The 19,930-nt window shown below is 65.3% G+C and carries 17 protein-coding genes; 6 read left to right on the forward strand and 11 right to left on the reverse strand.

Annotation, left to right across the window (positions count from 1 at the left end):
* Positions 1 to 30 precede the first annotated feature (30 nt).
* The 3 genes from ACT4OC_RS00200 to ACT4OC_RS00210 all read right to left on the reverse strand — a co-directional run bounded on the left by ACT4OC_RS00200 (position 31) and on the right by ACT4OC_RS00210 (position 5,232).
* Positions 31 to 1,335 carry an HlyD family type I secretion periplasmic adaptor subunit gene (locus ACT4OC_RS00200; RefSeq protein WP_444837076.1) on the reverse strand — a complete coding sequence of 435 codons (1,305 nt, stop codon included), beginning with the start codon at positions 1,333 to 1,335 and terminating at the stop codon, positions 31 to 33.
* Positions 1,332 to 3,089, reverse strand: a complete 1,758-nt coding sequence (locus tag ACT4OC_RS00205; RefSeq protein WP_444837143.1) for a type I secretion system permease/ATPase — start codon at positions 3,087 to 3,089, stop codon at positions 1,332 to 1,334. Before ACT4OC_RS00205 ends, ACT4OC_RS00200 begins: the two co-directional genes overlap by 4 nt.
* Before the next feature lie 187 nt (positions 3,090 to 3,276).
* On the reverse strand, positions 3,277 to 5,232 hold the full coding sequence (locus ACT4OC_RS00210; RefSeq protein ID WP_444837077.1) for a hypothetical protein: 1,956 nt from the start codon (positions 5,230 to 5,232) through the stop codon (positions 3,277 to 3,279).
* A gap of 294 nt (positions 5,233 to 5,526) precedes the next feature.
* Here ACT4OC_RS00210 and ACT4OC_RS00215 point away from each other — a divergent pair, with 294 nt between their 5' ends.
* Entirely contained in the window at positions 5,527 to 5,868 is a 342-nt protein-coding gene (locus ACT4OC_RS00215; RefSeq protein WP_444837078.1) for a DUF1491 family protein, read from the forward strand.
* A 107-nt stretch (positions 5,869 to 5,975) separates the two neighbouring features.
* Here the strand turns inward: ACT4OC_RS00215 and ACT4OC_RS00220 are convergent, their stop codons facing one another.
* Positions 5,976 to 6,950, reverse strand: coding sequence for a DUF2336 domain-containing protein (locus ACT4OC_RS00220; RefSeq protein WP_444837079.1), 975 nt, complete (start codon positions 6,948 to 6,950; stop codon positions 5,976 to 5,978).
* 243 nt (positions 6,951 to 7,193) lie between these two features.
* Between ACT4OC_RS00220 and ACT4OC_RS00225 the strand changes: the two genes are divergently transcribed.
* Together ACT4OC_RS00225 and ACT4OC_RS00230 are read left to right on the forward strand one after the other, a co-directional pair.
* Entirely contained in the window at positions 7,194 to 7,382 is a 189-nt protein-coding gene (locus ACT4OC_RS00225) for a hypothetical protein (RefSeq protein WP_444837080.1), read from the forward strand.
* A gap of 25 nt (positions 7,383 to 7,407) precedes the next feature.
* Positions 7,408 to 8,169 carry a hypothetical protein gene (locus ACT4OC_RS00230; RefSeq protein WP_444837144.1) on the forward strand — a complete coding sequence of 254 codons (762 nt, stop codon included), beginning with the start codon at positions 7,408 to 7,410 and terminating at the stop codon, positions 8,167 to 8,169.
* A 253-nt stretch (positions 8,170 to 8,422) separates the two neighbouring features.
* On the opposite strand, the gene ACT4OC_RS00235 is transcribed toward ACT4OC_RS00230, so the two are convergent.
* Both ACT4OC_RS00235 and ACT4OC_RS00240 read right to left on the reverse strand, forming a co-directional pair.
* Entirely contained in the window at positions 8,423 to 9,073 is a 651-nt protein-coding gene (locus tag ACT4OC_RS00235; RefSeq protein ID WP_444837081.1) for a LysE family translocator, read from the reverse strand.
* A gap of 75 nt (positions 9,074 to 9,148) precedes the next feature.
* A complete protein-coding gene (locus ACT4OC_RS00240; RefSeq protein WP_444837082.1) occupies positions 9,149 to 9,526 on the reverse strand; it encodes a tautomerase family protein in 378 nt (125 codons plus the stop codon).
* A 252-nt stretch (positions 9,527 to 9,778) separates the two neighbouring features.
* Between ACT4OC_RS00240 and ACT4OC_RS00245 the strand changes: the two genes are divergently transcribed.
* Entirely contained in the window at positions 9,779 to 10,378 is a 600-nt protein-coding gene (locus ACT4OC_RS00245) for a TetR/AcrR family transcriptional regulator (protein ID WP_444837083.1), read from the forward strand.
* Positions 10,379 to 10,464: 86 nt separating this feature from the next.
* Positions 10,465 to 11,196 (forward strand): SGNH/GDSL hydrolase family protein, encoded by a 732-nt coding sequence (locus tag ACT4OC_RS00250; protein WP_444837084.1) that lies wholly within the window; start codon positions 10,465 to 10,467, stop codon positions 11,194 to 11,196.
* 39 nt (positions 11,197 to 11,235) lie between these two features.
* Here ACT4OC_RS00250 and ACT4OC_RS00255 read toward each other — a convergent pair whose 3' ends face one another.
* On the reverse strand, positions 11,236 to 12,087 hold the full coding sequence (locus ACT4OC_RS00255) for a tetratricopeptide repeat protein (protein WP_444837085.1): 852 nt from the start codon (positions 12,085 to 12,087) through the stop codon (positions 11,236 to 11,238).
* A 3-nt stretch (positions 12,088 to 12,090) separates the two neighbouring features.
* Positions 12,091 to 12,735, reverse strand: a complete 645-nt coding sequence (locus ACT4OC_RS00260) for a FecR family protein (RefSeq protein ID WP_444837086.1) — start codon at positions 12,733 to 12,735, stop codon at positions 12,091 to 12,093.
* 193 nt (positions 12,736 to 12,928) lie between these two features.
* Here ACT4OC_RS00260 and ACT4OC_RS00265 point away from each other — a divergent pair, with 193 nt between their 5' ends.
* Complete coding sequence (locus ACT4OC_RS00265) at positions 12,929 to 14,785, forward strand: VCBS domain-containing protein (protein WP_444837087.1); 1,857 nt, start codon at positions 12,929 to 12,931, stop codon at positions 14,783 to 14,785.
* 38 nt (positions 14,786 to 14,823) lie between these two features.
* On the opposite strand, the gene ACT4OC_RS00270 is transcribed toward ACT4OC_RS00265, so the two are convergent.
* The 3 genes from ACT4OC_RS00270 to ACT4OC_RS00280 form a co-directional block, all read right to left on the reverse strand.
* Positions 14,824 to 17,148, reverse strand: a complete 2,325-nt coding sequence (locus ACT4OC_RS00270) for a PAS domain-containing sensor histidine kinase (protein ID WP_444837088.1) — start codon at positions 17,146 to 17,148, stop codon at positions 14,824 to 14,826.
* Between the two features lie 305 nt (positions 17,149 to 17,453).
* Positions 17,454 to 18,842, reverse strand: coding sequence for a cation diffusion facilitator family transporter (locus tag ACT4OC_RS00275; RefSeq protein ID WP_444837089.1), 1,389 nt, complete (start codon positions 18,840 to 18,842; stop codon positions 17,454 to 17,456).
* Between the two features lie 119 nt (positions 18,843 to 18,961).
* Positions 18,962 to 19,930 carry a zinc-binding dehydrogenase gene (locus ACT4OC_RS00280; protein ID WP_444837090.1) on the reverse strand — a complete coding sequence of 323 codons (969 nt, stop codon included), beginning with the start codon at positions 19,928 to 19,930 and terminating at the stop codon, positions 18,962 to 18,964.

Below are 19,930 nucleotides of genomic sequence, written 5' to 3' on the forward strand. Positions count from 1 at the left end.
GCCGGTCGGTCGGCGCTCCGTCGTCCTGCGTCAGCGCTCGCGGAAGGCCCGCGCAACCTGGTCCGAGAGCGGCTTGGTCAGGTAGGACAAGATGTTGCGATCGTAGGTCTTGGCAAAGACCTCCGCAGGCATGCCGGGCAGGAGCTTGACGTTGCCGAGTCGGGCCAACTCGTCGGGCGCTATCGAGACGCGCGCTGTGTAGAAGTTCTGGCCGGTGCGCTGATCGGGCGTCACATCGGCGGAGATGCGGCGGATCTTTCCCTGAATTTCCGGCGTGGTGCTCTGGTTGAATGCGGAGAAGCGCAGGCCCGTGGGTTGACCGACGTAGAGTTGATCGATGTCCGCGGGGGAAATCTTGGCATCCACCATCAACAGGTCGGCTTCAGGCACGATCAGCATGACCGGATCGGCCGGGCTTACCACGCCGCCGACCGTATGGACATTGAGCTGGTGCACGATGCCGTCTTGCGGGGCGCGTATGTCCACCCGCTTCAGTTGATCCTCGGCCGCAATCTTGCGTTCGACGAACTCGCCGATCCTGCCGTCGATCTCGCGCAATTCCTTCGCGACTTCGCTGCTGAGCTCCTGATCGATCTGGATGATCTGCAGCTCGATCTCGGTGACCTTGCCCCTGACTTGTGCGGTAGAGGCGATCGACTGTGCGAGTTCGCCCTTGAGGCGCGCGGCTTCGCGCTCCAGCAGGGTAAGGCGATTGATCTGGATGAGATTCTTCTGCCAGAGGCTCCGCACCCCCGTTAGCTCGCGCTCGATCAGTTCGATCTCTTCGGCCTTGGCTTGCTGCAGAGCCGTGTAGCCGCGGACTTCATCCTCGAGCTGCGCGATCCGTTGGCGAAGCTGCGACTTCTTCCCCCGCCGCGCAGTCGCGCGCAGCTCGAACAGCTTGCGTTCGCTGTCGAGCGCTGCGACTAACTCCGGGGAAGGCTTGTCGAGCAGCTCTGGCGCGACCACGAAGCGGTCGGCGCCATCCCGTTCGCTGGCAAGACGGGCCTTGCGGGAGCGCAACTCGTCCAGCCCCTTGGCGTAGATGGCAAGGCCCGCGCGCAGTGCGGTCTCGTCGAGCCGCACCAGGACGTCTCCGGCGCGGACGCGGTCGCCTTCGCGGACCATCAGCTCTCCAACGATGCCGCCGGTAAGGTGCTGGACTTTCTTGACGTTGGAATCGACGACGACGGATCCGGCGGCGGTTACCGCACCGGACAGTTCCGTGGTGGCCGCCCAGCCGCCGATCCCCCCGGTCAACACCGCCGCGAGAAGGGTTCCGGCGAACAGATGTCGGCGCAGGCTGCGGCTTTCGCCTGTTGTCGAGGCGTTCATGGCGATGCGGCGGGTTGGGGGACGACGACCTTGAATGGCGCGGCCGGCGCAGCCTCCCGCCTTGCCACCAGCGACGCCACTTCTTCCTTGGGTCCAAAGGCCTGCTGTCGTCCGTGCAGCATCGTCATCACGAAATCCACGGCAACCAGCGCGCTGGACCGATGCGCGACGATGACGACGATGCCTCCGCGCGCCCGAACGCCGAGGATGGCACGGGTCAGCGCCTCTTCACCCTCGATGTCCAGATTGGAGTTGGGTTCGTCGAGCACGACGAGAAATGGATTGCCAAAGAGGGCGCGCGCGAGCGCCACCCGCTGCCTCTGGCCCGCCGACAGCATTGCTCCCTGTTCGCCTATCTCGGTGTTGTATCCATCGGGGAGGCTCACGATGAGCTGGTGGATGCCGGCCGCGCTGGCCGCGGCGAGCACCGACTCCATGGAGGCGTCCGGGGCAAACCTCGCGATATTCTCGGCGATGGTACCCTCGAACAGTTCGACGTCCTGCGGCAGGTATCCGATATGGTCGCCCAGCGCATCGGCCGACCATTGATCGAGCGATGCACCGTCGAGCCGGATGACGCCGCGTAACGGCCGCCATGCGCCGACGAGGGCGCGCACCAGCGAGGATTTTCCTGAGCCGCTGGCGCCGACAATGCCAAGCCCGCTGCCTGCCTTCAGGTGAAAGCTGACATCGGCGACCAGCACCTTCTCTGATGCAGGGGCCGAGACCGACAGCTTGTCGACGACAAGAGACCGCGCCGGCGCCGGCAATGGCAGTTTGCCGGCGGAAACGGGCAGGGCCGCCATGAGTCCGTTGAGACGCTGCCAGCTCTGGAACGCGGCGATGAAGTTCTTCCAGTTCCCGATGGCGAGATCCACAGGTGCCAGTGCACGACCCGTCAGGATCGAGCTGGCGATGATGATTCCGCCGGATGCTTCCTGTTGAATGACGAGATAGGCTCCCACGCCGAGCACGGCCGATTGCAGCATCATGCGCAGAATCCGGCCCGCGACGCCGAAGCCTCCCGATATGTCGTTGGCTATTCTTTGCTGCCGGCGATGGTCGTCGCCCAGCTTGCGCCATCGCGCCAGGAAGCGCGAGGACATCGACATCGCGATCAGGACTTCCGCGTTGCGGCGGCTGGCTTCCGCCAGGCGATTGCGCGCAGTGGCATAGCCCGACGCCCGCTGCACGGACTGCCGCGATAGCCGGTCGGTCAGCAGCGTCAATATCACCAGCACGAGCGCGCCGCCGAGCGCTGTCGCACCGATCAGGGGATGGAAGGCAAAGCAAATGGCAAGATAGAAAGGCAGCCACGGCAGATCGAACAGGGCAGGCAGGCCCAAACCCGAAATCACTGACCGAATGGTGTCGACGTCCCGAACCGGCTGCAATCCGTCGCCGCTGCCGCGCGAACGAAGCGGAAGACGGACCACCAGATCGTAGATGCGGTCACCGACGCGCCAATCGATCTGGTTGCCGATTCGGACCAGCATGCGCCCACGAAAGACTTCCAGAACGCCCTGAAAAACGAACAGCAGGGCCGCGATGATCGTCAGGCCGGCCAGCGTCGACACGCTGCGGCCAGGCAACACGCGATCATACACCTCAAGCATGTAGAGCGAGCCGGTCAGGCTCAGGACGTTGATCAGTCCGCTGAACGCCGCGATCCCCAGAACGGCCGAGCGGCACGATCCGAGTGCTGCGCGCAGCTCCGACCCTGCGCTTGTAGGAACGCCTTCCTGCGCAGCCATCATCACACGCAATTGCTCCGCGGCTTTCCGGTGAGGAGTTGTCTCGAACAGCCGACCGGGAACATCAAGGAAACGAAACCGCTACTTACTGTCGATGGTTTGTGACAGCCGTTTGACAGCAGCGGAGGTGCCGGCCACTGATCCGGCACCTCCGCATCGAGCGGTGATCTTCGTCGGGCGATTGCCGTCAGACGAGATACTGGTGGATCAGCTGCAACTGGCCGCCTTCGACCAGTTCGGCTCCAGCGTTGTAGTGAGCCTGGGTGTCGACCAGGTAGACGTTTTCCCCGGCGCTGCCGAGGATGTGCGAGACGTCGATGATGCCGGAGGCTTCCTCGTCCTGGGTCAGGAAGTTCGCACCTCCCGTGACGAAGCGGCTCGCGTCATGCTGGGCCAGCTCCGTCATCGTGTCGGTTGCAGGATTGTACTGCCAGACCTTGCCGAGGTGAGCCTGGTTTCCGACGTCTTCGCAGAGAATGACGTTGCCGTGGGCATCGACGGCGATGTTATCGAACATCTGCTGGCCTTCGCTGCCGTTGAGCAGCAGCTTGATGGTGCCGCCGAGCTCGGGGTGCGCCGCATCGATGAAGTCCAGCGCCCACAGCTGGCTTGGCTGGTTGAACGCATTCGTCGAGACGAAGTAGAAACGGTTGGGATTGAGGGTATCCCACGCGCCGTCCTCCGGCCGCAGGAAGCTCGTCACACCCGCCGCTTCGCTGGCCGCATCGAGCTGCGCGCCGGTCTTGCCGCTGACGTCGCCGAGGTCGATCATCGTGAAGGTGGAGCTTTCGTCGCCGCCAAGTGCCGTCGTGCTGCTCGGCGCGTTGTTCGCGGAACCCTCGAATTCGGTCACGTGAATTCCGAGCAGATGGCCGCCGGTCAGGCCAGCCATTTCGATGGCGTTTCCGGTCGCCTGTTTGGTGCCGGAATAGAAGTAGACTTGGCCGTTCTGGCCGTCATCCAGCGCTGCGACCACGGTCTGGTCGCCGGTGTGTGCGCTGGCTACCAGGTTCTCGTAAGCCATGTTGCCGAGCCAAGCCAGCTCATAGCTGTTGCCGTCCTGGGCACCGCCCACGATGTGGGCGAAGGCGCGCCCCTCGACACCCGACTCTTCGCCGTTGAGATAGAGCCTGCCGCTGAAGCCGAGCCCGGTCTCCGCGTTGTAGAACGCACCCGGATTGGCAAGATCGGCGGAGCAGAACCGGCTGAACGTAACCGGGCTGTTGGCGGCGTTGTGGTCGACATAGGTGCCGTTCTCGTACATCCAGACGTCATGGATGAGGTCTTTGCCCGACAGAACCTCCAGCGTCGTCTTATCGATGACCCATTCCGACACGAACGCGCCGATGGCGCCGTGGGCGCGGACGATGCCCGCGGTGTCGCGAAGCTCATGGTTCATCAGGACGGTGAAGGTGCCATCGCCATTGTCGAAGGCACCGAGGCCGTCGGGAATGCCGGCCATCTTGTAGCCGTTCACGCTGTCGCCGACCGTCAGCAAGGACTCGGTGTAGACGTGGGGATCGCTGCTGAGCAGGTAAGGCGTCTGCGAGCTCGACACGCCCTTCACCTCGTCGGACAGGATGAACTGCTCGGCGTGAAGGTCGGCGATGCGCACATCCTCGAGGATCAGCTTGTCGCCGTTGCCGAGGTCGATCTGCACATTGTGCCCGATCTGCCGCGCGGAATCGAGAAGCGCCTGGAACGACGGGATGTTGAAGTCTCGCACATCGACGCGGTCGCCGGCGTCGAGATGCTCGATCGTATCCACGCCCATGCCCTTGCGGAGCAGGAACTTATCGTTGCCCTCATCGCCGCTCAGGTTGTCCCGGCCGGCGCCGCCAAGCAGCAGATCGCGGCCGCGGCCGCCATACAGGTCGTCGTTGCCCTCGTCACCGATCAGGGCATCGTGGCCCCTTTCCCCGAACAGCGAGTCGTTGCCCTTGCCGCCGTCGATCCAGTCGTTGCCGCGGCCGCCGAAGGCGGTGTCGTTGCCGGCACCGGCGAGAATGGTGTCATTGCCGCGCAGGCCGAAGATGATGTCGCTGTGGTCCGACCCTAAAATGGTGTCGTCTGCGTTGGTTCCGAACTTCGTCTTTCCGAACGGACCGTTGTGGCGATAGTTGCTGTGGTGGTCGTGCGACATGCTCTGCTCCCTGGCTGTTGGCTTGGTACTGGCAAGAACGCTCCGTTAACCAATGGCTGTGACGTTCGCGCGACGCCGATGTGAACGGTCGGTTTGCCTTCGAAGCCTGCGTTGTCGTCATGTTGATTATTCAACGAATTGTCCGCCGCCGGCTGTGCGCGGCAATCAAGCCCGAGAGTGCAGGTTCGCTGTGGAAAGTCCGCTTCAGTTGCGGATGATTTTCCGGTTGGTCATCAAGGCTTCAAACGGGAACAGCTCTGGCGCCGGTCTTGCGGCTGGCCTATCGTCCTTCGCATGCGATTGAAATCTGCAATCTGGGTGGCGGCGTATTTGCGACGCTGCCAGGGAGAGGGCGTGTTCGGCGCGGTGCGCCGGCGCGGCGCCGAGGAGGCGGGCGCGGTGTTCGTGAAAGTGGCGCTGCTCGACGGCCATGCCATGCTCTATGCGCCGGCGCCGCAGTCGGCCTATGACGACAGCCGCCCCGTGGAGCGCGTGTTCGCGCCGGTCTCGAAAGAGCCGGTGGCGGAGCAAGCGGTGGAGGAACGGCTCGCCAAGGAGGTCCGCTTCGATCCCGATGCCTGGATCGTCGAGACCGAGGACCGGTCAGGGCGGCATTTTCTCGATCTGACGAAGTAGAAAGAGCCTGAGGCTCGTCATTGCGAGCGAAGCGAAGCAATCCATCTATCGGCACGCGGCGCGATGGATTGCTTCGTCGCTGTCGCTCCTCGCAATGACGGCGAAAATCAGCGCCCCGCCTTGTCCGTGCCCGCGCGCACGCCCGGCGCGCTGGCCGGCTGCACGGCGGGGCGCCTCTCGCCCGGCGCCCAGCGGGCGCGCTGGCGTTCGTCGTCGTAGAGAGTGGGGCGGTATTTCGCGCGCGCGAGTGCCATGCTGGAGCCGCGCCAGGCTGATATCATCACCAGGGCCGAGCGCTCGGTCAGGCGCTCGTACATCCGCGAGATCCGGAACACTTTCTGCACCGATGTGCCGAACTCCGGATTGAGGAACAGCAATATGCGCTGGAAGATCGGGCTCGGCGTCGAAAGCGCCTTCATCGCACAAGCCAGCGGCTCGCCGCCGGGATCGCTGGTGACTTTCGCAGCGATCAGCGATGGCAGGATCAGCGCCTCGCCGAGCTCGAGCGCAAAGTTCTCGGCATCGGAAGCGAACGCCGCCATCTCCAGGATATGCAGCGCGCGCCGGGCGCGGTGCTCGGGAATCCGCGCCGAGGCTTTCAGCGGCGTGTCGTCGAGATTGTGCAGGATCGCCGCGCGCTCGGGACCGTCGGCTGAGAAGAACAGCTCGCTGATCTCGGCGGCATCCTTCGGCTGCATCGACAGGTTGGAGGCCATCCGCAGCGCAGCGTCCGTCGGGGCGCGCGCGGCGCGCTCGGGCCCGGCGACCGCAATCTTGTCCGCCAGCGGCACGGGATCATTGGGATGCGCGGGCTTGAGGCCGAGCTGGATCATGGTCTTCAGCGGCGTGCCCGGATAGATCGCCAGCCTCGCGCGCACCGCGGCGCGGGTGGCGTCGTCGACCTGCTCGATCAGGCGCGAGGTCAGCTCGACGAACTGCCGCTCCTCGTCGGGGCTGTGCGAGCGGGCCTGGACGTAGAGGTCGGTCAGCACGCGCAGCAGGGTGGGGCGGATGTCGACGCCCTCGCGGCGCGACAGCGTCATCAGCCCGTCGAAACCCGGAAACAATGGAGCTGTGGTCATCGGCGTACGCGACTCGTGGAAACTCTTCGCGGCCAGCCTAGTCAGCCGGCTTTAAGAGCCGGTTAAGGAAAACAAGCCGTGAAAACGATCGTTACAATTTTAGCGATGTGACTTTGCGGCCGCGCTGTCTCACTCCGGCACTGTTCGAGCCCGAGAATTAAGAACCCGTTAACCAACCGCTGTTCTTAATAATGGCAGGCCGCCGGCGAATTCATGCGCGGGCGGCGACCAGAGAGAACGGAAATGGGCACCATCATCGATTTCCCGGCGGACGCGCCTGCGCGGCGCCTGGATCACGGCATGGATGGCGCACCGCGCGATGGCATGGGGACCATCCTGATCCTTCCCGTCGTCCGCATCGACCGCGATGGCGATGGCGGCGGACCGGAAGAGGGGACCGCTCCCGGACGCCGTCGCCGTCGGCGCACCTGACGTTTAGGGAATTAACATGCCGGCAATGCTTGCGAACCGGATCACCGGAGCACGGCGCTCATTCCCGGCTGTTGCCCTTGTCCTGACCGGCGCGCTGCTCGCCGGTTGCAGCGGCGGCGACTTCTGGCGCACCCGCGACAACATGCGCAGCGACGACATGCACCGCTGGATGGGCAAGGAGGTCACCGGCAGCGTCGGCATGAAGGCCTCCCAGTTCCAGCTCACCGACAACGAACGCTTGCTGCGCGATCTCGCCTATCCCCTGGTCGAGCCGCCGCTGTCGCGACCGGCCTGGAAGAGCGTGTGGGGCGACTACAAGCCGCTGCCTTCGCCCTGGCGGCAGAACATCGTCTTCGACCGCACCATGTACGGCCGCAATCTGATCGACGAGCCGCACCGCTCGCACATGTCGCGCTACAGCGTGCTGATCGACGACGTGCGCAGCGACATCACCCGCTTCGAGCCGTTCTATACGGCTGCAGCCCGTGTCATCGAGCTCGACCGCAAGCGCAACGCCAGCCTGAAACTGGTCTCCGAGCTGTCGCCGCGCGAGCAGGCCGATGCGGTGGCCCGCATGGACGAGAACGCGCTGATCGTGCAGTGGGTGCAGCAGTGCCTGGAGCGGCGCATCTCCTCCTACCGCTGGGCGCTGGAGCGCCTCGTCATCCAGGCGCCGGACGGGATTGCCGCCGACGCCGACCGCCTGATCAAGGAGCTCGCCGCGCTCGCCGCCAACCCGCCAGTGCAGCCGATGGCGATCGGGCGCGCGGTGACGGTGAAGGGATGAGGCGGGATGCGTGCGCTGGGCGCATGGTGCCGAGCAAATCGTTCAGCCCCGCCCTTCTAGTCCAGCGCGCCCAGTACCAGCGCCGACGCACCGACGGCGGCCAATGCAATGACACTCCCGCGCCAGAGAAGCTGCTGACGCGCGCTGCGCCGGTCCCGGAAGGCCAGCCAGTCGCGCACGAAACCCGGAGGGATATCGAAGACGACCGCTCGCTCGTCGCTGCTGCGGCCAACTGACCGGGACTTGCCGGCGATCAGTTCGCAGGGCGCCGCGCCAGCGCAAGCCCTAAGCCGAGCGCGATCATCGCGCCTCCCGAAGCCTCGCGCAGCCGGCGGATCAATGCGGGCCGCGCCGCGGCGCCTTCCCGGATGCGGCTGGCTGCGAAGGCGACGACGATGTCGGCAAGGGTGTTGAGGGCCACCGACACGAAGCCGAGCACCACGAACTGCAGGGCGATGGTGCCTGCGGCTGGGTCCACGAACTGCGGTATGAAGGCGAGGAAGAACGCCGCCGTCTTCGGGTTCAGCGCCTCGACCAGCACGCCCTCGCGAAACGCCCGCCGCGGCCCGATCGGCGGCGCCGCGGCGTCGCCTTGCAAGCCTGCGGACGCGTCGCGGCGCGCTGCGCGGAGCGTGCGATAGCCGAGCCAGACAAGATAGGCCGCGCCGACCAGCTTCAGAGCGGTGAACAGCTCGGCGCTCGCAAGCACGATGGCGGAGACGCCGAGGCTGCCGGCGAGCACGTGGACCATGCCGCCAAGCCCTGTGCCGAAACTGGAGGCGACGCCCTCCGCGCGTCCGCCGGCAAGCGTGCGCGCCGCGACGTAGAAGATGCCCGGTCCGGGCGTGACGGCGAGCAGCAGGGCCGCGGCGAAGTAGAGGGCAAGCTGGGTCAGGTCTGGCATGGCGTGGGGTTCTAGCAGCAGGGCAGGCGCAGCGCCAATCGCTCCTTGCCGCCCGTCGCAAGCACGCTCGTCGCCTCAGGCGAACTGCGCGACACCGTTGCCGACCGACCAGTTCTCCTTCGCGCTGGGGAGGACGGTGATGAACACATCCTCGGGCCGGATGCCGGGATTTTTGCCGAGCAGCTCCGCGGTCCGCTTGAACAGCGCCTTCTTCTGTTCCGGCGTGCGGGTGTCGAACACGGTGATCTGGATGTAGACGACGTCGGCGCTGCGGGCGACGCCGTAGGCCGTGCCGGTGCGGAAATTCGCCGCGTCGTGCTCTGACATGGTCATGAACTGGTCGTCCTCCGGCACCTGCAACGTCTCGCGCATCGCCCGGTAAAGCCCGTCGAAGATCGCCTGCCGGTAGGCTGGCGGCTTCCCGGCGCGCAGCGAGACGTGAATGATCGGCATGACGAGGCCTCCTTGCAGTTTTTGACACGATGTTTAGAATAAACGTCACGTTCTTGACGTGGTGTCAAATACTTTTTGCAATGCGTTAAGGGACGCCAAACCGGTTCTATCCCCTCATCCTTAGGAGCGGCCGCTTGGGCCGCGTCTCGAAGGATGAAGGCCACCAGCCCGGCCTCATGGTTCGAGACGGCGCAAGCGCGCCTCCTCACCATGAGAATCGAGACGAACCGTGGCGTTCGGAGGAGGACAACCTTGAGACCGCGCGAGTTCGATCACGACGAGGTCCTGCGCATTGCCTTCGAGCAGTTCTGGCGCAAGGGCGTGCGCGGCACGTCGCTTTCCGATATCGCGCGCGACGCCGGCGTGCAGCGCGGCAGCCTCTACAACGCCTTCGGCAGCAAGGAGGCACTGTTCCTCGTGGCCTACGAGCGCTATGCGAGCGAATATGTCGGCGTGCTGCAAAAGGCGCTCGGCTCGGGTTCCCTGCGAAGACGCCTCACGGCATTCTTCGACCTGACCATCAGGAATTTTCGTTCCGGCTCGCCGCCCCGGGGCTGTCCGACCACGCGCGGATTGATGGAGCTGGGCGCGGCGGAAGGCGAGGGGCTGGATGAGAACGCGCGCCAAGCCTTCGCGGAGCTGATGACCCGCATCACCGGCCTGATCCGGCAAGCTCTGACCGAGGGCGCCAGGCGCGGCGAGTTCGAGGGAGACCCCGAGGCCGCGGCATTGCACATCGCAACCGTCACGCGCGGCCTCGCCGTGCTGGAGCGCGCCTTCGGTGACGAGGCGCAGCTCAGGAAGATCGCCGCCCACACCATCGATCTCATGCTTGGACGGGAAGCTTACTAGAACCGGCCGGATATCTACCGCCAGCGTTCGTGATGCGCTATCGTTCTTCTACCTCACGTTGTTCATGCTGGACTGACAGGTGACCGATGGACGTCGATCCCTCACGGATTCCGGTCGAGCCGATCCCCTTCGACCATGGCCTGATTCACTTTGCGCAGGGCCTTGCCCGGGAACGGGTCAGGGTCGTCGCGATCGGCTCGTCGACGACGGCCGGCGAAGGTGACGTGAAGCCCTATCCGGCGCGGCTGAAGGCATTCCTCGATGAGCACTATCCGAACGCAAGGATCACCATCGCCAACAAGGGGATTGGCGGTCAGGAAGCCCCGATCCAGCTCGAGCGGTTCGACAGGGACGTCATCGCCGAGAAGCCCGATCTGGTGATCTGGCAGGTCGGAACCAATGCGGTCTGGCAGCGTCCCGACAACGATCCGCCACCGCCTTCGTTCGACGAAACCACCGCGGCCATCCGCAAGGGACTCGTCAGGCTGCGCAACGAAGCGCATGCCGACGTCGTCCTCATGGACGTCCAGTATGTGCCGGCCATGCTGACGCCGGCCAAGAAGGACAAGGCGATCGCGATGGTCGAGGCGATCGGCCAACTGGCGCACGAGGCCGGCGTCAACGTGTTCCGCCGCTTCGCGTTCATGAAGGGCTTGCTCGAGGTCGAGCAGGTCTCTTTCGACCGGATGGTCAATCCGCTGGATGACCACCGGCTGCACCAGAGCGATTGGGTCACCGGGCGCATCTCGTGGGCGGTCAAGCTCGCGATCGTCGGCGGTGTCGACAAGGCAAGGCCGATGGCGGCGACGATCGGCTAGCGGTTGCGTTGACGCATCGCCTGGAGGTGGCTGTACCTGTCAAAAGCGCACGCCATAGCGCGTGAATTCGTCGCCGATCCCCGCCGCCATCGCCTTTGCTGCTGCGATATCGGCTTCGCTGGCGGCCTGCTCGCCCGCCTTGAGCCGGGCGAGCCCGCGTCCATAAAGCGCGCTCGCCAGCCTTGGATCGAGGCGCAGCGCGGCACTGTAGTGATCGATGGCTGCCCCGGGTTGGTCCATCTTCAGGTGGATCAGCCCGAGCGAGTCGTGTGCTGCAGCGCTGTTCAATCCGGACTGAAGGGCCTTGTTGCAGGCCTGCAGTGCCGCCTGCAACTGACCGAGGATCGCCTGCGTCCAGCAGCGTCCGTGCCAGGCGGACGTCAGGCCGGGATCAAGACGGATTGCCTCGTCATAATCCTGTGCCGCGCGAACGTAGTCGTCTTTCTTCAGAAAGGCCGCGGCCCGGTTGGCGTAGGCGTTGCCGTAGTTGGGATTGAGCCTGATCGCCTTGTCGAGGGTCTCGATGGCAAGGTCCGGCTCGCCCTTCCTGATGTAAGCCACGCCGAGATTGTTGAGCGGCTTGACATAGTTTCGATCGAGCCTGATCGACAGATCGAAGTCCTGGATGGCGCGGTCGAGCTCTCCCTTTGCGATGTAGGCATTGCCGCGATTGTTATGGGCGATGGCCCGGGCGACGGCGGTGCTATGACCTGCATCGATCAGCGCCGTGCACCCGCTGATCCGGCTGTCGAGCGCCGCGAGGTCCGTGCGGTTGCACAGCTCGATGTTCCCGAGATAGCCGTCTTTGCCCGGCGTCTGTGCGGCTCCTGGCGCTGCGGACAACAGCAGGGCCAGCGCCGGTGCCAACGCCGCGGTCCGCGTCCGGATCATGCGCTAGCATCCCCGGCAGATGTTGAGCCTCGGCCGCGGCTCAGCCGTCTGCTTGGGCGGCTGAGCCGCGGGTGCCGCGGACTTCCTCACCAGGCTGCGCTTGCCCTCTTCGATGAGGGTGGAAAACCTGACCGATCCATCGTTGGAGATTTCGACGTGCGGTGTCGTGCCGCGAATGCCCATGGTGGCGACGGGCGTGTCGATCTTCATGTCGCCCGTCTTCGCAACGGTGCCGGCTACCATCGTGAAGGTCCCCTTGGACAGGCTGAACAGGGTCGAGTTCGATTTTCCGTTCGGGTCATAAACGAATTCGTTCAGGGTCATGCGGGCGTTGCTCGACAAATTGAACGAGGTGCCATCGGCAAAGTTGATGCCGGCGCGCCCGTCGGCCCCGGTCTCAACGACGTCGCCGAGATAGACGAGATCGCCGACCTTCGTCGGGCCGGCAGCGCTTGCCTGCATGACGACCGCACTTGCATGCTCGATCGTGACGGAGCCGGTGGCGGTCACGACCCTCCCGATGGGTTTTGCTTCGAACTGCTGAACGGCAGGCCGCGCCGGCTCGGTCTGTGCCAGCGCCCGACCAGGCAAGAGGCCGATCGTCGCGATGATGAAGCCCGTCAACACGGCCAGCGTATGCGCGCGCATGATAGGCCCTCCTGGATTGGAATTGCCGGTCGGGGCGGCCCGCACCGCAACGCGCATCATGTCAGACCGGCGACCGCAGGCCAGTTCAGCCAAACCGGTTATCTCTAACCCCAACGGCTGATTGGCGATGACGAAAGGCCCGCTTTTCGCACTCGAAATAATCGGGAAGCTTCTTGAGGGGGGGGGAGGCGGCATGTCTGGCGACGAAGCGACGGTATTGTCTGGTCGGTCTCGCTGCGGGCAGGCTCGGAGCGAGGCGAGGGCCGTCGCGGGTCCGCTTCTCCCACGCATCGGCAATCAAGTCATTTTCAATGACGCGACGAGCAGCATTCAGGCCGCAATCGACACTCTCGCTCACGCGAGCGTCGCGGTCAGCCCATTGACGGTCGGCGATCGCGTCCTGAGGGCGTTGGGCGTGCGCGGCCTCGGCGGTGCCTCGCATCCGGAAGGCATGCAGCGCCGCTCCCATGGCGGCGGGATGGGCCTGCTGTCGCTCGCAGCATTGATGCTCTCCTCTGTGAAGGATGCCCGGGGAGCCGACGCCCAGCTCACGTCTCTGGATGAGGACACCATCTCGTACAAGGACATGGCGCACGGCGCGTTCGAACTTGTGACCAAGGAGGCGATGCCGCGCCACATCATTGTCGAGGATCCCGGAGAGACGGTCGTTCTGAGCAGAAGCGGATCCACGGTCAGCGTGAGCCAGTTTGCCAACAGTGCAGCCCGCATGGAGGAGTTGCAGGAGGCGCAACAGGAGGCCTATGCCAACTTGGCGAAGGGGCTGGGACCGGCCGGCTCGGGCGTCACGCCCTTCGGCGATACGCTGCCGGTGCAGCCAATCAATTTCACCGAGCCCGCCGCGCCGGCGGAATTGAATTCGCTCCCCGAGCTCCCGTCGGCGCAAACGCCGGCCGAGTGGGTCTTCATCCGGGCGTCCATTCCGGAGCCGCAGCCGTTCCTGACGCTGGCCTTGGGCTCGGGGCCGACCGAAACCGACACGGTCGTATTCGACACCTTCGCAGCGACGAGCGGGACCTTCAGCGCCAACAGTTCCAACAGTGGGGCTCCGCTGACCTACGGCATCAGCGGCGGAATCCCCGCCAGCACGGTGCTCGATGGGGTCACCTACGACGTCTCGCAGGTTGGCGATTACGGCACGCTTTATGTCAACAGCTCGACCGGTGCCTACACCTTCGTGCCGGACGACGCTGCGATCAATGCGCTGAAGGGACCCACGACGGAGATTTTCGTCGTTACGGTATCCGACGGCACAGCCTCGGCCAGTCAGGACTTCACGATAGGTATCGACGGAGTCAACGATGATGCCATCATCGCCGGCGACACCAGCGGTTCGGTGGGTGAGGCCGCGACTTTTGCCGGTCTCGCCCGCTTTGCCGCCGCTCATGCGCCGCGTGTGGCGACCGGCACGCTCACGAGCACCGACGTCGACGATGCACCGGATACCTTCACGGCGGTGAGTTCGCCGACGGCGAGCGATGGCGGCTACGGCACCTTCACGATGACGGCGGACGGCGTGTGGACTTACACGCTGGATGACAGCAACAACGCGGTGCAAGCGCTCAATGTCGGCGACACGCTTACCGACACCTTCACCGTGACCTCCATCGACGGTACCGAGCAGGTGGTGACGATCGTCATCGGCGGCAGGAACGACCCTGCCGTCATTTCCGGCGACACGACCGGCGCGGTGGTCGAGGCCGCCTGCAAGGATCCCGGTATACCGACCGCGACCGGAACACTGACCAGCATCGATGTCGACAACCCGTCGAACAGCTTCATGCCGGTCAAATGCCAGAAGAGCGACGGCGGCTACGGCACGTTCACGATGACGGCGGACGGCGTGTGGACCTATACGATCGACAACGACAATTGCAAGGTGCAGTCGCTCGATGATTGCGACACGCTCACGGACACGTTCACGGTGACCACCGAAGACGGCACCGAACAGTTGATCACGATTACCATCCAGGGCGCCGATGACGGGGGTCACAAATGGGATGGCCACGCCGGACATGACCTGATGGTGTGAGGGAACGGCGAGGCGTTGAAGCCTGCTTGCTGAGCCCGTTACGCGGCCTGCTGCACCCTCGGCTTCGCCTTGCTGGCGTCGAGCGGCAGCGTGACGCGGACGACGGTGCCGGTGCCGAGCTTGGAGCGCAGCTTCATGGTGCCGCCGTGCAGGTCGGTGAGCGAGCGGGCGATGGCTAGCCCAAGGCCGGAGCCCTGGTAGCTCTTGGTGAGCTGGCTCTCGACCTGCTCGAACGGCTTGCCGAGCCGGCGCAGCGATTCCGGGGCGATGCCGATGCCGGTGTCGGCGATCATCAGCACGATGGAATCCCTCAGCATGCGGCCGCGGACTTCCACCTTGCCGTCGTCGGGGGTGAATTTGACGGCGTTGGACAGCAGGTTGACGATGATCTGCTTGACTGCGCGATGGTCGGCGACGACGGAGATCGTGCTCTCGATGTCGGCGCGCAAAGTGAGGTGCTTGTCTTCGGCGCGGCCGGACACCACGCGCAGCGATTCCGCCAGCGTCCGCGACAGGTCCAGCGGCTCCATGTCGAGCTTCATCCGGCCGGCCTCGATCTTCGACATGTCGAGGATGTCGTTGATGACTTCGAGCAGGTATCTTCCTGATGTGAGGATGTCGTTGCAGTATTCGCCGTACTTGTCGGAGCCGAGCGTGCCGAACATGCCGCTGCCCATGATCTCGGAGAAGCCGATGATGGCGTTGAGCGGCGTGCGCAGCTCGTGGCTCATGTTGGCGAGGAACTTCGACTTGGCCTGGTTGGCGTCCTCGGCGCGGTTCTTTTCCTCGGCGTATTTCTGCGCGAGGTCGGCGAGCTCGACGGCCTGGCGCTCCAGCGCCGACTGCGAGCGCTGCAGATCGGCGACGGTGGCGCGCAGGCGGAGATCGTTGTCGACCAGCTTCTGCTCGTGCTCCTTGATGCGGGTGATGTCGGTGCCGACGGAGACGTAGCCGCCGTCCTTGGTGCGGCGCTCGCTGATGTGCAGCCAGTTGCCTTCCTCGAGCTGCGCCTCGAAGGTGCGGGCGCCGGGGGCCTGGTTGGCGGCGCCGTGCAGGCGGGTGCGCACCTCCGGCATGCGGCCGACCTCGATCACGGTCTCGTAGGAGGTGCCGGGGGTCACTGCGGAGTCCGGCAGCTTGTGCAGCCGCTGGAAGTGGGAGTTGCAGAGCACGAGGCGGTCCTCGGCGTCCCACAGCACGAAGGCTTCCGGAATGGTCTCGATGGCATCGCGCAGGCGAAGGTCGGCCTCCACCGTCTTCTCGGCGAGGCTTTTCTGCTCGGTGACGTCGACGGCGATGCCGATCAGATGCAGGCCGGCATCGGCGGCGCCGCTGGAAAGCTCGCAGCGCACGCGCAGCCAGATCCAGTGGCCGCCGGCATGCTGCATGCGGAAGGACTGGTCGATGTGGTCGATCTCGCCGGAGATCAACCGGTCGGCGATGGCGAACAGGTCGATGTCGTCGGAGTTCACCAGCGCGTTGACTTCGCCGAAGGTGAGGAGGTCGTTGCGGCTCTCGAGCCCGAGCATGGTGAACATCGATTGCGACCAGAAGATGCGGCCGCGCGAGAGGTCCCAGTCCCACAAGCCGCAGCGGCCGCGGTTCAGCGCGGTGTCGATGCGGCCGCGCACGGCGTCGTTGATCAGGTCGCCCTCGCGGGCGCGGGTCGATTGCCAGTGGAAGGCGAAGCCGAGGATCAGCACGACGAAGCCGGTGGTCGCCGACAGCGTCACCGAGAGTGCGGCGTCCGAGCCCCAGATCGGCTCGTTCTTCTCCTGAATGACGATGATCTGGCCGGGCATCGACTTGATGACGCGCTGCGTCGCCATCGCGCTGCTGCCGCTCGGCAGGATCAGGTCGGTGACGCTGCCTTGCTGTCCCGAGGGCGTCGCCAGGAGCTGCGCGGTGGAGATGACGTCGAGGATACGGTCGGGCTCGACTCCCGCCTGAACCGGCACGCGCGCGAGGATGCGCTGGTTGGAGCCGATGACGATGACGTGGCGACCGGAGGCGCTGCCCCAGGAGGGAATGAGGCCGGGCAGGATGTTCTGCAGCCGATCGATCGTCGCGGCGCGCTCCTGGCGCGAGGCGGTCAGGCGGTCGAGCCGGTCGGCGAGGATGTCGGCGAGGGCTGCGATGTCGCGCTTCATGGTGGCGCGCTTCTGCCGGGTCTGGTCGATGACCTGCACGAAGGCGCCGAGGCAGATGGTGACGAGGAAGGCGATGATCAGGGTGGGCACGGCCCGGCGCAGTGCTGGCTCGGCGGTGAGCAGCCTGGTGTAGGCCGGTTTCGCGATCGATTGCGCCAATCCCTTGATCGAATCGGATTGGACGCACGCGTTCGCCGCGTGCGCACGCGCCATGCCTTAGATCCCCCGCCGAGAGTCTCTGTTACGCCGCATCCGGAAGAACCCCACGTGCTTCCGAATCACATTGATTTGAATCCGTTTTTCCCGGCCTGTCGAGAGTCAACGAATCCTTAACGCGAAATAAATCTTGTCCAACGCTCATTTGCGAGTCGAACGCCGTCATATTCCGAGTCCGAAACAGGAACGCTGCCGCAATCCTACGGCGCAACTGCGCTTGTGATTTTTGTTTGACGCGTCTTCTTGACGCGAACCGGTGCCCATCCCGCATCGGCGTGCGGGACATGCTTCGCTTGAAGACGCTATGGACCGCGCGGCGGCTCGGCGTGACTGATGACGCGCTTGATGGTGGGGAAGGCACGGCGCAGCGCGCGCTCGATCTCGTCGACGCCCTGATGCACCTTGATCACGCTCATCGAGCGCGCGGCGCGGCAGTGGAAGTTGACGATCTCGCCGGCATCGGTGTCGCGCACCCGCACATTATGGATGTCGCGGATGGCGCTGTGGGCGGCAAACTCCGTCAAGGCAGCCTTGATGGTGGCGACGCGCTCGGCCGAAGCATCGGTGCCGTGCGGCAACTCAGGCTCCAGCGGCTCGATATGGGTGTCGACCTCGACGTCCTCGCCGAATTCCTCGCGGATGTGATGCTCGAGATTGTGGGCGACGTCGTGGGCGTCGACCAGCGGCATCTCGCCGTCGACCTCGAGGTCGAGGCTGACGATCAGCTTCTCGCCGAGATCGTGCACCGTGACGTGGTGCACGGCGAGGCCGGAGTTGCGGGCGATCACCATGATGCGCTCGCGCACGCTCTCATTGTCGCGCGCCACGGGAACGGCGGCGAAGGTGAGGTCGGCATCGCCGAGCGCATCGCGGACGGCGGCTTGCGCCTTGCGCTTGATCTCCTCGACGCGGTCGATCGGGAAGGTGCGCGGCACCTTGGCGATGGTGTCGATGAAATAGGTGGGGCCGACCATGCGCACACGCATGCGCTCGACGTCGACCACGCCCGGTACCGCGCGGATCGCGGCTTCCGCCTGTCCGGCGATGCCTTCGGGGGCGCGGTCGAGCAGGGTTTCCACCGTGGCGCGGGTCATCTTCAGCCCGAGCAAGCCGATCATGATGGCGACCGCGATGGCAGCGGCCGCATCGCCCCACCAGAATCCCAGGCCCGCGAGGATCAGGCCGGCGATGACGGCAAAGGAGCCGAGCATGTCGGAGGCGAAGTGCAGCGCATCGGCCTCCAGCGCCTGGCTGCGCGTCTCGCGCGCGGCGCGATGCAGCGCGCGCGCCCGCCAGTAGTTCACGACGATGTCGATGACGAGCACGATGAAGGGAATGGCCGAGACGGTCGGCGGCGGCGCGCCCGCGCGCAGCCGGCTATAGGCTTCGACCAGGATGCCGCCGGCCAGGAGGTAGAGCAGGGCGGTGACGCCGAGCGCGGAAAGGCTCTCGAACTTGCCGTGGCCGTAATGATGCTCTGCGTCCGCCGGCTGGTCCGACACCCGCACCACCGCCCAGGTGACGCTGGTCGCGACCAGATCGATCGAGGAATGCAATGCCTCCGAGATCAGCGCCAGCGAGCCGATGGCGATGCCGACCACGAGCTTGGCCAGCGCCAGGCTGCCGCTGGCCAGGACCGAGATCGCCGCGACGGAGGTCTTCTGGCCGTTGTGCCGGGTGAGGGAGGTCATGGGCGGCGGTTTAACAGCCCACGGGGCAACATCAAGCGGCCATCCACAAGAGCACGTCGCAACAAGCCCGCAGAAGCGCTCTTGTTGCGAATTGTTCTGATTAAGGCACGAGAGCGGAGCTACATCGTCACCACGATCTTGCCGAGGTGTTTGTTGGCCTCCATGTGCTCGAACGCCTTGCCGATGTCGGCGAATTTGAAGACCTTGTCGATCGGCAGCTGCAGCTTGCGGCTTTCCACCGCGCCCCAGATGTCCTTGCGCACTTCCTCGAAGATTTCGCGGATCTCCTCGATAGAACGGGTGCGGAAGGTAACGCCGATGTAGTTGATGCGGCGCGCGGCGTGCAGGTCGAAATTGAAGTCGCCATGGGTGCCGCCGAGGCGGCCGACATTGACGATGCGGCCCTTGACCCTGGTGGCCTTCAGGTTCTGGTTGGCGACGGGGCCCGACACCTGATCGACGATGAGGTCGACGCCTTCGCCATTGGTTGCCTTCAACACCTCGTCGACCCAGCCGGGATCGGAGGAGTCGACGGCAAGATCGGCGCCGAACTCTTTCAATCGGCTGCGCCGCATCGCGTCGGTGGAGGAACCGACCACGAGTCTTGCGCCCTTCAGCTTCGCAATCTGCATCGCCATCAGCCCGACGCCGGAGCTCGCGCCCTGAACGAGCACGCTCTGGCCCGGCTGCAGCGCGCCGTTGGTGACGACGGCGTTGTGCATGGTGGCCAGCGCCACGGGCAGGGTGGCCGCCTCGTCGAAATTCATGTTGGACGGCGCGCGGAACAGGCGGCCGTGATCGGCAAGGGTGTACTCGGCGAACGCCGCGCCGCCGGAGCCCATGACGCGGTCGCCGACCTTCACACCCTTGGCGTCGGGCCCGAGCTCGGCGACTTCGCCGGCCCATTCCATGCCGAGCACGGTGCCGGCGCCGCCGGCCGAACCATGCACATGGCCCTTGGTCATGCCGAGGTCGGCGCGGTTCAGCCCGCAGGCGTGAACCTTGACCAGCACCTGGGTGCCCTTGGGCGAGGGTTTTGCGACGTCAGCAATCGCGGGGCCGGCGGCCCCATAGACATAAGCCTTCAT

The sequence above is a fragment of the Bradyrhizobium sp. genome (assembly GCF_052389815.1).
Lineage (GTDB): Bacteria > Pseudomonadota > Alphaproteobacteria > Rhizobiales > Xanthobacteraceae > Bradyrhizobium.